The 13,623-nt window shown below is 58.5% G+C and carries 14 protein-coding genes and 2 tRNA genes; 7 read left to right on the top strand and 9 right to left on the bottom strand.

What is annotated here, in order from left to right; translation table 11 throughout:
* Positions 1-11 precede the first annotated feature (11 nt).
* The 5 genes from VF629_RS20355 to VF629_RS20335 all read right to left on the bottom strand — a co-directional run bounded on the left by VF629_RS20355 (position 12) and on the right by VF629_RS20335 (position 3,420).
* Complete coding sequence (locus tag VF629_RS20355) at positions 12-686, bottom strand: CBS domain-containing protein (RefSeq protein ID WP_331060342.1); 675 nt, start codon at positions 684-686, stop codon at positions 12-14.
* A 131-nt stretch (positions 687-817) separates the two neighbouring features.
* Positions 818-1,600 carry an alpha/beta fold hydrolase gene (locus VF629_RS20350; protein ID WP_331060429.1) on the bottom strand — a complete coding sequence of 261 codons (783 nt, stop codon included), beginning with the start codon at positions 1,598-1,600 and terminating at the stop codon, positions 818-820.
* A gap of 11 nt (positions 1,601-1,611) precedes the next feature.
* On the bottom strand, positions 1,612-2,208 hold the full coding sequence (locus VF629_RS20345; protein ID WP_331060341.1) for an aminodeoxychorismate/anthranilate synthase component II: 597 nt from the start codon (positions 2,206-2,208) through the stop codon (positions 1,612-1,614).
* A 99-nt stretch (positions 2,209-2,307) separates the two neighbouring features.
* Complete coding sequence (locus VF629_RS20340) at positions 2,308-2,835, bottom strand: CvpA family protein (RefSeq protein ID WP_331060340.1); 528 nt, start codon at positions 2,833-2,835, stop codon at positions 2,308-2,310.
* Between the two features lie 123 nt (positions 2,836-2,958).
* The gene (locus VF629_RS20335; protein WP_331060339.1) at positions 2,959-3,420 is read right to left on the bottom strand and encodes a GatB/YqeY domain-containing protein; all 462 of its coding nucleotides are present in this window, start codon (positions 3,418-3,420) and stop codon (positions 2,959-2,961) included.
* Positions 3,421-3,767: 347 nt separating this feature from the next.
* Here VF629_RS20335 and VF629_RS20330 point away from each other — a divergent pair, with 347 nt between their 5' ends.
* From VF629_RS20330 to VF629_RS20320, 3 genes are all read left to right on the top strand, one after another.
* Complete coding sequence (locus VF629_RS20330) at positions 3,768-4,490, top strand: pyridoxine 5'-phosphate synthase (protein ID WP_331060338.1); 723 nt, start codon at positions 3,768-3,770, stop codon at positions 4,488-4,490.
* A gap of 120 nt (positions 4,491-4,610) precedes the next feature.
* Positions 4,611-5,657: a tRNA 2-selenouridine(34) synthase MnmH gene (gene mnmH / locus VF629_RS20325; protein WP_331060337.1), complete on the top strand. Its 1,047-nt coding sequence runs from the start codon at positions 4,611-4,613 to the stop codon at positions 5,655-5,657.
* Between the two features lie 148 nt (positions 5,658-5,805).
* Entirely contained in the window at positions 5,806-7,695 is a 1,890-nt protein-coding gene (locus VF629_RS20320; protein WP_331060336.1) for a T9SS type A sorting domain-containing protein, read from the top strand.
* Between the two features lie 88 nt (positions 7,696-7,783).
* Here VF629_RS20320 and VF629_RS20315 read toward each other — a convergent pair whose 3' ends face one another.
* Positions 7,784-8,782, bottom strand: a complete 999-nt coding sequence (locus VF629_RS20315) for a MoxR family ATPase (protein WP_331060335.1) — start codon at positions 8,780-8,782, stop codon at positions 7,784-7,786.
* 316 nt (positions 8,783-9,098) lie between these two features.
* Here VF629_RS20315 and VF629_RS20310 point away from each other — a divergent pair, with 316 nt between their 5' ends.
* The 4 genes from VF629_RS20310 to VF629_RS20295 all read left to right on the top strand — a co-directional run bounded on the left by VF629_RS20310 (position 9,099) and on the right by VF629_RS20295 (position 11,693).
* Positions 9,099-9,314 carry a PID-CTERM protein-sorting domain-containing protein gene (locus VF629_RS20310; protein ID WP_331060334.1) on the top strand — a complete coding sequence of 72 codons (216 nt, stop codon included), beginning with the start codon at positions 9,099-9,101 and terminating at the stop codon, positions 9,312-9,314.
* A gap of 88 nt (positions 9,315-9,402) precedes the next feature.
* Positions 9,403-9,984, top strand: coding sequence for an exosortase X (gene xrtX / locus VF629_RS20305; protein WP_331060333.1), 582 nt, complete (start codon positions 9,403-9,405; stop codon positions 9,982-9,984).
* Positions 9,977-10,465 carry an XrtX-associated membrane protein gene (locus tag VF629_RS20300; RefSeq protein ID WP_414653910.1) on the top strand — a complete coding sequence of 163 codons (489 nt, stop codon included), beginning with the start codon at positions 9,977-9,979 and terminating at the stop codon, positions 10,463-10,465. Before xrtX ends, VF629_RS20300 begins: the two co-directional genes overlap by 8 nt.
* Positions 10,466-10,826: 361 nt before the next feature.
* Entirely contained in the window at positions 10,827-11,693 is an 867-nt protein-coding gene (locus tag VF629_RS20295) for a beta-1,6-N-acetylglucosaminyltransferase (protein WP_331060331.1), read from the top strand.
* Between the two features lie 48 nt (positions 11,694-11,741).
* Here VF629_RS20295 and VF629_RS20290 read toward each other — a convergent pair.
* The 3 genes from VF629_RS20290 to mutS form a co-directional block, all read right to left on the bottom strand.
* A tRNA-Leu gene (locus tag VF629_RS20290) sits at positions 11,742-11,824 on the bottom strand.
* Between the two features lie 67 nt (positions 11,825-11,891).
* Positions 11,892-11,967 (bottom strand) — tRNA-Gly (locus VF629_RS20285).
* Between the two features lie 131 nt (positions 11,968-12,098).
* Positions 12,099-13,623 (bottom strand): DNA mismatch repair protein MutS (mutS, locus tag VF629_RS20280; protein ID WP_331060330.1); only part of this gene is annotated, 1,525 nt, incomplete at its 5' end.

Raw genomic sequence — 13,623 nt, 5'->3', positions numbered from 1 at the left:
ACCCGCCGCCCTTACACGCTCAGGTACCGGAGCAGGGCGTCGTAACGGTCCTGCTCGTCTTCGCTGGCCACGGCCGTGCCGCTGAACTGGGCCGTTACCACGTAGCCAAACCGCTCGAGGGTGGCCGTGATGCGGGCCAGGTTGTCGGTATTTAACTTGAGGGTGAGGCGTATGCGGTAGGGGTCGATTTCGTCCTGGGCCACGAGGGCGCTGACAATTTTGGCGTTGTTCTCCTCGACGTAGCGGCTGATTTGGGTGAGCGAGTAGTCGCGCTCCTCCATGGTGAGGACGATGATGCCGCCCTGGCCACCCGCCGGCTGCTGCCCGAAAGCGGCCAAGGCGTCGGCGATGGTGACCACGCCGGCGTACTCGTGCCGCTCGTCAACCACGGGCACCAGTTGAATCTTGTTCTCAATGGCCAGCTCCATCACGCGGTAAAAGTGCTGGTCGGGGCGCACGAAGGTGTCGGCGAAGCCCAAGGGCAATTCCGAGAGCAGGGTTTCGGGGTCGTCGAAGTCGGCCAAGTCGGCTTCGGTGACCAGGCCCCGGTAGTGCCGATTATCGAGCACCGGCAGTTGGGCCACGTGAAACTCATCGAGCCAGCGTGCCGCTTTGCCCGCCGAATCGGTGCCCTTCAGGGGCGGAATCATTTCGTTGAGTAAGTCTTCGGCGAGCAGGGCAGGCATATGCTTAAGTAGTTACGGATGTCGAATGGGTAACGGAGGACGTAGCGGAAAGGATAGGTAAAAGGGCATAACAGGCCATCCGGGGCGATGGGTATAGTAGCAACAATCGAGCCGGCAGAATGATACCAAACCTACGCAGCAAAAGCCGGCGCGGCTTCCGTGGCACGCAAAAACCGGCGCATGTAAGCATTAAATCCGGCCGGGCGCTCCATCATGGGGGCATGGCAACAATGGTCGAGGAAGCGGAGTTCGGCCTGTGGCAACAGACGGGCAAACTCGTGCGCAACCGGCGGCGGGGTGATGGTGTCGTTCAGGCCCCACACCAGCAACACGGGAATGTCAATCTTGGCCAGCTCCTTGCTCAGGTTATGACGCTGTGCCGAACGGGCGATGGCAATGATGCGCAGGCACTTGGAATTGGAATTGGTGACGTTGAACACTTCGTCGACCAAGTCCTGGGTGGCAATGGAGGCGTCGTAAAAAGTGTAGCCGACCCGTTCCTGCACGTAGGCGTAATTGCCGCGCTTGGGGAACGAGCCGCCCATGCCGTCTTCGAACAAGCCGCTGCTGCCCGTGAGCACCAGCCGGCTGACGCGGGCGGCGTTGTTGAGGGTGTAGACCAAGGCGATGTGCCCGCCCAGCGAGTTGCCGAGTACCGTGAAAGTGGACGGTAACTCTAGGGCCGCTACAAACCCTTCGACGTAGGCTACCAAACCCGGCACACCGGCCTGGGTCAGGGGCATGTCGTAGATGGGCAGCAGGGGGATGACGACGCGGTAGTCGGCGGAGAACTCGTCTACCACGTCCTGCCAATTGCTGAGCGCGCCGAACAAGCCGTGCAGCAACAGGAGCACGGGCCCTTGGCCCTCGTCCACGTATTCGTACCCTTGCTGGTGCTGGCGGCGCAATTCCATCTCGTTTCTCGTCAATTCCCGGCGGTTTTGGCAATGATACAACAGCGAAGCCAATTGGCCAAAATTGCCAGTCCGTGCGGAGTGAGCAGGGCTTCGGGGTGAAATTGGACGCCGTAGAGCGGCAACGAACGGTGCCGCAGCGCCATTATTTCGGGCTGTTCTCCGGTGGTGTGCGCCAGGGCCACTACTGCTGGCGGCAAGGGGTTGCGCAGAATGAGCGAATGGTAGCGCGTAACCAGTTGGGTGGGCGGCAGGCCGGCAAAAAGTGGCTCGTCGGGGGCGCAGTGCATTTCGGCCACCTTGCCGTGCATGGGCCGGGCGGCGCGCACCACGGTGCTGCCGAAGAACTCACCGAGCGCCTGATGGCCGAGGCATACCCCCAGCATGGGTTTGGTTTGGTGAAAGGCTTGAATGAGGGCGGGCATCACGCCGGCTTGGGCGGGCGTACCGGGCCCGGGCGACAGCACAATGGCGTCAAAGTCGAGGGCCTGTAGGTCAGGCAAGGACACGTCGTTGCGACGCACCAACACTTCGGCCCCCAGCTGGCGCAAGTTGTCGGCCAGCGTGTAGGTAAACGAATCGAAACTGTCGAGCAACAGCAGGCGCATGGGAGAGAATTATGAATTAAAAATTATGAGTTATAAATGGAGATTTATCATTCGAATTTCCCTGCACTGAACTTATAATTAATAATTTATAACTCATAATTACTTGACAAATGCCGTGCGCATGCGCACCAACAGGTCCTGCGCGAAAGGCAGCACGTAGCCGGTGATTTGCAAGGCCATGGGCGTGGCTTGCTGCACGATGGGCAGCACCTGCGACCCCGCCACCAGCGAAGGCGAAAGCAAATGCAGGCCCGCCAAGCGGGTGCCATGCAGCAACAGGCTCAAACCCAATATCCACTTGAGCACGCCCGCGACGCCACCCAACAAATTGTCGAGCACTCCCAGCGGCGTGAGGTGCACGGCCGTTTTGAGCACGCCGCCCAGCAAATGCACGCCCCACATAATCAGCACAAAGACAAGGGCAAACGACACTAGTGGCAGCAGGCCAAATGCGCTGCCAACGTAGTGCCGCACCAGCGGCACGGCCGCCGACAGGAGGCTTAAGCCTCCTACCACGGCCAAGACAAACGCCAGCAGCGACACCACTTCCAGCACCAGCCCGCGACGGTAGCCTTTCACGGCGCCAATGCCGAGCGGCAGCAACAGCAAGATGTCGAGGGCAGTCATGTTGATTTGCTAATTGTCTGATGGGTTGATGTGCTGATTGGTTGATGTGGTGATGTGCTAATGTGGTGGGCACTAACTTAAACACCGTCACTCATCACATCAGCACATCGACCAATCAGCACATCAAAGGTTGGTGTTGTTGAGCAGGTGGCTGAGAACGTCGGAAATGCGCTTGCCATCGGCTTGGCCCGACAGTTCCCGGGCAGCCACGCCCATCACCTTGCCCAAATCGGAAGGGCCTTGAGCGCCCACGCGCTGGATGATGTGCACGAGCTTCTCCACCAAATCGGCTTCGGAAAGCTGCTGGGGCAGGAATTCTTCGATAATGGCCAGTTCGGCAAGCTCGTTTTCCTCAAGCTCGGAGCGGAACTGCTCTTTGTAGATGGCGGCGGCGTCGCGACGCTGCTTGGCGGCTTTGTTGAGCAGTTTGAGCTCGGCGTCGGGCGTGAGGGCGGCTCCGTGGGCACCTTCGGCCGTTTCGGCCAGCATAATCTGCGACTTGATGCTGCGCAGGGTGGTGAGGCGCACTTTGTCTTTGGCCAGCATGGCTTGCTTGATGGCGGCGTCGATGGTGTCTTTGAGCATGGCGGGGGAAATAGGCGCGGTAGCGCGTGGGAAAACTGAAACAAAATTGGCCCTGAAGACTTGCAACCGGTGGCAGAGCGTGGCTACGGCCGAGCCGGACCGTGCCTTCCGTACGGCCCGGCGAAGGCCCTGGGTTCGGCAAAGGTCAGCAACAGCTTGGCGGTTGTAAAGTGCAGCTTGCGGGAGCCGCTGCTCCGAAGCAGCGGCGGCAACCGGCGTAATTTCGCCCCGAAGCTACGGCGGCTGTTCCGCAAGCGCCACCCGGCGCCGTTTTGGCGCAACCCTGCGTAAGACGCCGTACAGCCTCGTTCGCACCTGCTCGTTTCACCCTCCTACTGATTTTTTCCGTGACCAAGCTGAGCGTCAACATCAACAAACTGGCCACCCTGCGCAACGCCCGGGGCCACAACCGCCCCGACATTTTGCAAGCCGCCCGCGACATCGAGCAGTTTGGCGCCGAAGGCATCACGGTGCACCCGCGCCCCGACGAGCGCCACATTCGCTACCAGGACGTGCGCGACTTGAAGAGCATCGTGACCACCGAACTGAACGTGGAAGGCAACCCCACCCCCGATTTCCTGGACCTGGTGCGGGAGGTGCGCCCCGAGCAAGTGACGCTGGTACCCGACGCGCCCGACGCCATCACCTCCAACGCGGGCTGGGACGTGATTACCCACCACGCTTTCTTGCAGGACGTGGTGGCCGAGCTAAAGGGCATGGGCTGCCGGGTGAGCATTTTCCTGGACCCCGACCTCCGCTTGGTGGAAGCGGCCGTGGCCACCGGCACCGACCGGATTGAGCTGTACACTGAAGCCTACGCCCAGCGCTACCTCGCCGACCGCGAAGCCGCCGTGGCGCCGTACCGGGCCGCCTCGGCCCGCGCGGGCCAGCTGGGCCTGGGCGTGAACGCCGGCCACGACCTCGACCTCGACAACCTGGCCTGGCTGCACCAGCAGCTGCCCGAGTTGGCCGAAGTAAGCATTGGCCACGCGCTGGTGTGCGACGCCATCTACTTGGGCCTTGAAAATACCGTACAACTCTACAAAAGGCAGTTGAAGTCATTCAACTGAATAGCATTTAGCGTTTGTCACCGGCAGTACCTTGGGAGTAGAACTTGGACTGGAACTGCTGCAAGCATGCCATTTAACGGTCTGTTAAACGATAAATGTTAACTGTTAAATGAACTAGCTATGCCGCGCCACCCCTTAGCCGAATTTCAGGCTCTGCCCTACCCGGTTCTCGACGTGCGGGCGCCCATTGAGTTTGCGCAAGGGCACGTGCCGGGCGCCCTCAACTTGCCCCTGTTCACCGACGAAGAGCGGGCGCGCATCGGCACCACCTACAAGCAGGTAAGCCAGGACCGCGCCGTGCACCTGGGTCTGGAGTTCTTCGGCCCAAAGATGTCGGCCATGGTGAAACAGGCCCAAAAGCTGGTGCCCGGCAAAGAAGTGCGCCTGCATTGCTGGCGCGGCGGCATGCGGAGCGGCGCGGTGCTGTGGCTGCTGGAATTGGCCGGCTTCAAGGTGCACCTGCTCGACCAAGGCTACAAAGATTACCGCCGGGCCGTGCTGGCTTCTTTCGAGCAGCCCCGCCAGTGGCGAGTGCTGGGCGGCCTCACCGGCAGTGGCAAAACCGACGTCCTGCACCAACTGGCCGCCCCTCCGCATAATCAGCTTGTGCTCGACCTCGAAGGCTTGGCCCACCACAAAGGCTCGGCTTTCGGGTCCATTGGCCAGCCGGTCCAGCCCACGCAGGAGCAATTTGAGAACAACTTAGCCGCGGTGCTGGCCGAACTGCCCACCGATGCCCCCATCTGGGTGGAAGACGAAAGCCGGCAGATTGGCAAGCTCACCATTCCGCCCGCGCTGTTTGCCCAGCTGCGCACGGCCCCGCGCTGGGTGCTGGAAGTGCCCCGCGCCGCCCGCGTAGCAAAACTGGCGGCTGAGTACGGCGCCGAAGACCCAGCCGGACTGGCCGCGGCCATCGAGCGGCTGCACAAGCGCCTGGGCGGCCTGGCCACCCAGCAAGCCCTGGCTGCCATAGAGGCCAAGGACTTCCCCCTGATGGTGGAGCTGGTGCTCGATTATTATGATAAGACCTATACCTACGGCTTGGCCCAACGCCCCGGCGAGCCCGACCGCACATTTGTGCCCGTGGCCTCGTGCAACCCCGAAGAAAACGCCGCCACTTTGCTGCGGGCTGCGTCTACATCGCCCCTTTTTCCGCTAAGAATCTGACCCATCTACCGCCCAGTTTACATCACTGGCCAACAATGTCATAATTTCTTTGCAGCTTTGAAAGAAGCTTTTCGGCTACTTGCGAGCAGCCCCTTTATCCACCACCCGCCTTTTTCATTTTTCTATTCCTCACTTTTCCTCTCTCTTCATGTTAACATCCTTACCAACCCGGCTGAAAAAAGCCAGCCGGTTGCTGCCATTGGCCTTGCTGCCATTTGCCGCGCAGGCACAACTGAATTACGCCCCTGCAAACGCTACCAACGTAGCGGGCACCTACACCGATTTAGGGACTACTGGCACAGCCATTGCCACCGCAAGTACCGACGATGCTAACTCGGCCGCGACGCCTATTGGCTTCACATTTAATTACAACGGCACGGCATTCACCGATTTTGTATTGAACACCAACGGGTTTCTTAAGCTGGGAACCACAGCACCTTCTGCTGCAGCTTTGTTCCTTCAAGAAAGCAACACTCCCACGATACCTAATCCGATTTCCAGTACGAATGCGGCTGATGTGAATATCGTGGCCCCTTTCAACATGGATTTGAGTGCTGGAACGGCTACTGGTGGCACAGAATATCGGGTAGTGACAACTGGTATTTCACCAAATAGGGTTTGTACTATTCAGTGGAAGAATGTGGCAGATAAAACAGTACTTTACGACCTGCAATACAACTCCATTAGCTTCCAAGTGAAGTTATACGAGACGACCGGAAATATTGAGTTTGTTTACGATACCGCTGTTCAAGGAACCAACCCCGACGACTATCGTTTTGCCATTGTAGGGCTAAAAGGCTCTTCTTCAGCCAGCGGTCAAACTGTTTTAGTTAACAAAGGCGGAACTGGTACTACTGCTTGGAGCACAGCAGTATTCATTACTGGCTTCTACACTCAAACCACTGGTGCATTCAACTATCGTGGCACTGTCCGCCCAGATGCGGGCCGTACCTTTCGCTTCGCACCGACGGTTGTTTACGCCAACGACCTCGCTGTACAGGCAATTTACACGCAAGGGCAGTTAGCTACTTTTAGCCCAAACCATGTAGTGCGAGTGCGAGTTAGTAATGTGGGCACGAGTGCATACACCGGCACGACTACTTTAACAGTAAGTCGAGGTGCTACAGCCCTCTTTACAACTACACAAACTGTAACGGCACTGGCAGCAGGTGCTTCAACAACCGTGGTATTCCCCGCGTATGATGCTGCAACTATGGCCAATGCAGGCACAAATAGCGTGACTGTGAGTTCGGCAGCCGATGATAATTCCGCCAATAACACGCAAACGCTAAACCAAGTGGTATCGACAACTACGGTAAATTATGCTTCGCCCACTACCGCTAATACAGGTGCCCTCAGCTTTGGCGCGGCGGGCACTGGTAATGTAGGTTCACGATTCACAACAACCACAGCTCGTCAGGTAGTAAGCATTCAAGCTTTTATTGCCAATGGCACTGGAACTGCAACAGGTGTTCTTTTCAGTGGAACGGGTGCTGAGCTAGGCCGTTCGGCCGCTCGCACTTTGACTACAGCTGATGCTGGAACCGTGGTTACTTTTACGCTGGCAACTCCGGTCAGCATTGGCGTGGGCGATTTCATTATCGGATTGAATTTGGCTGGTGGAGCTAGCTTGGGCTCGCAAGCCGAGGTGCCTACCCGTGCGGCCACGTTCTATCAAATCAACACTGGACCTACTCTTTTAGATGTGGCTAGCTCTAATTTGGGTCGCTTCAACCTTGGTGCCGTAACAATCGCCGTAGCAACCGCCACCCGCAACGAAGCCCTGGCCGCTACCGTGAGCCTGTCGCCGAACCCAGCGCATGGCACTTTCACGCTAGGCGTGCCCGCTGGCAACTTGCGCACGGCTTCGGCTACGCTCATCAACGCGCTGGGCCAAGTAGTGCAGACGCGCCAGTTGAACCTGCCCGCCGCTGGTGGCAAGGCTGATTTCGACGTGAGCCGTCTCGCCGCCGGCGTGTATTCGCTGTCGCTGAAGTCAGGCAATGACCTCGTGGTGAAGCGCGTGGTGGTTGAGTAACCTACCCGCTTCCCAACCGAAAAGGGCTGACCAAATGGTCAGCCCTTTTTTTATGTTGTACTAGCCCTGTTCCTCCCGCTAGGGCGAACTAGCTGATGGGCACCTTGCGCAGGATGGCCTCAATCAAGTCTTGGGTGCGGATGCCGTCAGCTTCGGCTTCGTAGGTAAGCAGGATGCGGTGGTTGAGGACGTCGGCGGCTACTTCTTTGATGTCTTCGGGTAGCACGTAGTCGCGGCCTTCGAGGTAGGCCACGGCTTTCGAAGCACGGTGCAGGGCAATGCTGGCCCGCGGGCTGGCCCCAAACTGCACTGCTTGGGCGAACTCTGGCAATTCGTAATCGGCGGGGCGGCGGGTGGCAAAAACCAATTCGATGAGGTATTTCTCCAGCGTTTCCGAAATCTGCACCTGATTGATTTGCTGGCGAATGCCGAAAATATCGGCCTGCGTGAGCACAGGCTGCACGTCTTCCACGAAGCTGAGGTTGGCCATGCGGCGCATTACCTCCAACTCGTCGGCCTTCTTGAGGTAGTCAACGTGCACTTTCATCATAAACCGGTCAACTTGGGCTTCAGGGAGCGGGTAGGTGCCCTCCTGCTCCACGGGGTTTTGGGTGGCCAGCACCAGAAAAGGCAAGTCGAGCGGGTAGGTGGTTTCGCCAATGGTGACCTGCTTCTCCTGCATGGCTTCGAGCAGGGCGCTCTGCACCTTGGCCGGCGAGCGGTTGATTTCGTCGGCCAGCACCAGGTTGGCAAATATGGGCCCTTTCTTCACCTCGAACACCGACTGGTTCTGGTTGTAAATCATCGTGCCCACCAAGTCCGACGGCAGCAGGTCGGGGGTGAACTGCACGCGTTGAAAGTGCAGGTGCAACACCTTGGCCAACGTGGAAATGGTGAGGGTCTTGGCCAGTCCCGGCACACCCTCGAGCAGGATGTGCCCGCCCGTGAACAGGCCAATGAGCAAGCGGCTGAGCAGCGGCTGCTGCCCCACCACCACTTTGCCCATCTCGGCAAAAACCTGGCGGATGAGCGGATGGTAATCGACCGGGGCGGTGGAGGGCGAGGAAGCGTCGGAGGCAGGCAGCATAGGAAACAACAGGCAAAACAGCCGTTGCAAGGTAGGCATCTGGCGGTTGTGCCGCGTGTTGAAGTAGCCCCGCGCCTGCCGCCGCTACCGGACTCTACAGCCCGATGAGGTGTTTCGTTCCCAAGCTAGCCGCGGGTCGAGAGAGACGGCTTATCTATGAAAACCAAATGAGGAACAAACCCGTAATTGTCGAGCATGGGCGCTTGCTAATCGTGAGGCTGGCAAGCGTCAGTGCCCGGCCACCATTTCGACTGCGAGCAGGGTCTACATTAGTTGCGTTGAGCCCTACCATCCATTTTACGCCCCCGTTTCCTGTATGAAATCATTTCTCCTGTCTCGTTTGCTGCCTGCGTTGACCCTGTTGGTGGCTTTTGGTGAAACCGTATTGGCCCAACCGGGCACGGGCGGTCCTCAGCCCGGCACCCCGCCCGACCCCACAGCCGTGCCCCTCGATGGCGGCGTTTCGCTGTTGTTGGCCAGCGGCGTGGCATACGGCATCAAGCACTTGCGCAATCGTCGCAAAAAAGCATAACCACCTTCTGGTTAAGAAGGAGAAAGGCGGCCAACCCTAGGGGATGAGCCGCCTTTTTTGCACTTTTGCACCCAACATTTCTCGGCTCATGCAAACCACGGCTCCCATCGGTGCGCCCGCTTCGGGCAATCGGCTATTGTTCCGCTTCATCCTCATGGCCGGGCTCATGTATTTGGGCTGGTTTTTTGGGTACGAACAGTGGCTGGCCCAGGACGGACGCCTCGACGCCGCCCTTTGCAACCAGATTACCGGGGCGGGTGTGGCGCTCTTGCGCCTGTGCGGGTTCGCGGCCACCATCGACCCCACGTATCCCAATTTGGTGCTCATGAACGGGCAACAGTCCGTGGTGGTAGGGCCGCCCTGCAACGGCTTGGTGCTGTACGCCCTGTTTGGGGGCTTTGTGCTGGCATTTCCGGGGCCATGGCAGCGCAAGCTGTGGTTTATTCCGGCGGGCAGCCTGCTCATCTGGTGCCTCAACGTGTTGCGGGTGGCGGCGCTGGCCCTCAACCAGCACTACTCCCACCAAACCGTCGATTTCAACCACCATTACACGTTCACCTTCGTGGTGTACGCCTTCATTTTTGGCTTGTGGATGCTCTGGGCCCGGCGCTTGGCCCTGCCCTCAGTACCTCGTTCCACCCAGCATTCCGCAAGCGTAGCTAGTGCTTAGCCAAGTTCGTTTCGGTTCGCGCTACTGGCCCTTGGTTGGGACTTTGATTGTGGTTCTGCTGCTGTTGGGCGTCTACGACGAGCCCGTATTGGCAGCATTTACGCGGCTGTGGCAAGGGGTGCTCGCAGCCGTGGGGCTAGGCCAACAGGCCCAATCCGTGCAGGCCGGCATCAACGGCGGCATCACCAAACGCTTCTTGCCGGCTGTGGCCACCTACGCCGCCCTCTACCTGGGTATTTGCCTGCTGCTGCTGCGCCTGCTGCTGCCTTCCCCCGCCCATTGGCGTCTGGCCTTGCAGCTCTACGCCGGTGCGCTGGTCATATACGTGGCCCTCGTGCTGCTGGGCAAACTCGCTGGGGATGCGTTCTGGGCCTATCGCCTTGCCCGTCACTTGCTCGACTTCGTGGTAAGCCCACTGCCCGTGGCAGCACTGTATGTGCTGTTCCAAGCCGGTTTTGGGCCGCAGGAAGAGCGCCGCTAGAAGCGGGCCTTCATACAGGCGCCGGAACCGTAAGCGGGGGTGTAATCTTGGGACTGACTTCACGGGCCAGTTCATTCCAACGAAACAATCGTTCTCGTTTTTTGCCCTGCAATTTTCGGCACTATCTTACTTTTCAACGCCTCGCCATTTGCTAATTAATTATAAGAGGCAGTACAGTAGTATTCAACTAGCTTGTCGATTATTCCCTTGTGCAACTCCCTAAAAATGGTGCTAACAGCAATTATGCTTCGTATATTATGACACAAAATTTAAATTATTCTGGGTTTACCGCCGGTGTAGTTTACCCATATTGGCATTATATTAACTTGCTGCTTAGCCAAGACTCGTAAAAATCACCCGTATGAGAATTGCGCACCTTATCATGGCCCATAAGCACCCGGAGCAAATACGGCGGTTGATTGGGGCTTTGGCGCACGAGGACGCCGACTTCTACATCCATCTCGACAAACGGTCGGATGCCATGATTTTTTCTACGCTGGGCCGCCTTCCACGAGTGCAGTTCGTACGCAAGCGCCTAGCCACGCGCTGGGCTTCGCACCAATTCACTGAGGCTTCGGTCCAGGGGTTTCGTGAAATCTTAGCTACTGGGGTACAGTACGATTTTATTAATCTATTGAGCGGCCAGGACTACCCCATCAAGCCCGTTAATACGATACATCGGTTTCTGTCCGAAAACATTGGCCACTCCTTTCTTTCCTTCGAGCGGGAGGGTTCAGACTGGTGGAAAATAGCCGCTGGGCGGGTGGAACTGTACCACTCGCACTACTTCGAGTTTAAAGGCCAATTCCGGGTGCAGCGCCTTGTTAGCAATCTGCTGCCCAAACGCAAATTCCCGCTTTCTTACACGCTCTATGGCGGTCCTGGCGGCGCTTGGTGGACTATGAGCGCCGAATGCGCGGCGTACGTGGTGCAGTTTATGGACGAGCACCCGGGCGTGAACTGGTTCGGCCGGTTCACTTTTTGCTCCGACGAATTCATGATTCACACCATATTGATGAATTCGCCGCTGAAAGACCAAATCATCAACGACAACTGCCGGTTCATGGACTGGTCGCAGGGCCTGCCGAATCCCAAAACTCTGACCTTGGCCGACGTCGAGAAGCTCACCCATTCCGACAAGCTTTTCGCCCGAAAGTTTGACACTGCCCAAGACGCCGAGGTGCTTGACGTGATTGACCAAGTGCTGCTACGCGCCGAGCCGATGTAAGCAACGAAAAAGGCCGCTGCTTCCCAGAAGCAGCGGCCTTTTTCGTTGTACCAGAGACGGGACTCGAACCCGTACGTCCGTGAAGACAAGGGATTTTAAGTCCCTCGTGGCTACCATTACACCACTCTGGCAAGCGCCCGCAGCAGCGGGTTCAAACAAAAAAGACGTTGCGGTAAAGCAACGTCTTTTTTAACTATTTGGAGCGGGAGACGAGGTTCGAACTCGCGACCTCGACCTTGGCAAGGTCGCGCTCTACCAACTGAGCTACTCTCGCGGGAGGTTCATTGCTACTTTCATAGCGCTGAATGGTGCGACAAAGGTAAGGCGTTTTTTGGGCAATGCAAGTGCTGGGTGCGGAATTTGTCGCAGCGGCGGCCTTTTTGCTTCATTTTCAGGCCGAAAAATTTACGCTTTCCCCAACGTCAGCTTCAATTCATTCAGCTTCATCAGGGCTTCGATTGGGGTCAGGGTGTTAATGTCGAGGTGCTCGAGCAGTTCCCGAACGCGCTCCAAGGCCGGGTCCGAAGGCTCGAACATGCTGAGCTGTACCGTGGGGCGCGGGGCAGTGGCTACGGCCGAGGTAGCGCGGGGCTTGGGAGCGGCGGGCGGCGGGACTACCGCAACGGCCTGCTGCCTGCCGTTGCCATCAATGCCCGCCAATACGTCGTCAAACTCGGTGGGCAGGCTGTCGTCGGCGCCCGCGCTGGTGCGCTCCACTTCCAGGTGGTGCATGATTTCGTTGGCCCGCAGCACCACCGAGGTGGGCATGCCCGCCAGCCGCGCCACGTGGATGCCGAAGCTGTGCTCCGACCCACCGGCTTGCAGCTTGCGCAGGAACAGGATGCGCCCGTCGGCCTCCTTCACGGCCACGTTGTAGTTGCGGACGCGCGGGCACTCGTCGGCCAGCTGGTTGAGTTCGTGGTAGTGGGTGGCGAAGAGGGTTTTGGCCTTGGCTTTGGGGTTGTTGTGCAGGTGTTCCACAATGGCCCAGGCAATGCTGATGCCGTCGTAGGTGCTGGTGCCGCGGCCAATTTCATCCATCAGCACTAGGCTGCGGTCGGAGAGGTTGTTGAGGATGGAAGCCGTTTCGGTCATCTCCACCATAAAGGTGCTTTCGCCTTTGCTCAGGTTGTCGGAAGCGCCGACGCGGGTGAAAATCTTGTCGATGATGCCCACGGTGGCCGCATCGGCAGGCACGAAAGAACCAATTTGGGCCAACAGCACGATGAGGGCAGTCTGGCGCAGCAGGGCCGACTTGCCAGCCATGTTGGGGCCGGTTATCACCACAATCTGCTGCTCGTCTTGGTTCAGGCAAATGTCGTTGGGGATGTAGCTTTCGCCGGGCGGCAGCTGGCGCTCAATCACGGGGTGGCGCCCGGCCCGGATGTCGAGCACGGTGCCGTCGTTCACTACGGGCTGCACGTAGCGCTGCTGGCGCGCCGTGAGGGCAAAGCTGGCCAGGCAGTCCATCACGCCAATGGCCCGGGCATTCTGCTGAATCTGGGGCACGAAGTCGAGCGCCGCCAGCACCAGGTCGTTATAAATGCGCTGCTCAATGACGAACAGTAGCTCTTCAGCGTTGAGGATTTTCTCCTCATACGTTTTCAGCTCCTCGGTCACGTATCGCTCGGCGTTCACCAAGGTTTGCTTGCGAATCCAGGAGCTAGGCACTTTGTCTTTGTGCGCATTTGTTACTTCCAGGTAGTAGCCAAAAACCTTGTTGTAGGCCACTTTCAGCGACGAAATGCCGGTATTGCGCTGCTCGCGCTGCTGCAACTGCAGCAAGTAGTCTTTGCCCGAGAAAGCCAGGGCTCGCAACTCATCCAACTCGGTGTCGACGCCGCTATTCAGCACGCCGCCCTGGTTGGTGAGCAGTGGCGCATCGGGCTTGATTTTGGCAATAATTTCCTGGCGCAGCGTGGCGCAGGGG

Source organism: Hymenobacter sp., assembly GCF_036388155.1.
Taxonomy (GTDB): Bacteria; Bacteroidota; Bacteroidia; order Cytophagales; family Hymenobacteraceae; genus Hymenobacter.
Note: the sequence above shows the minus strand (reverse complement) of the source record. Positions and strands in the feature narration are given on the sequence as shown.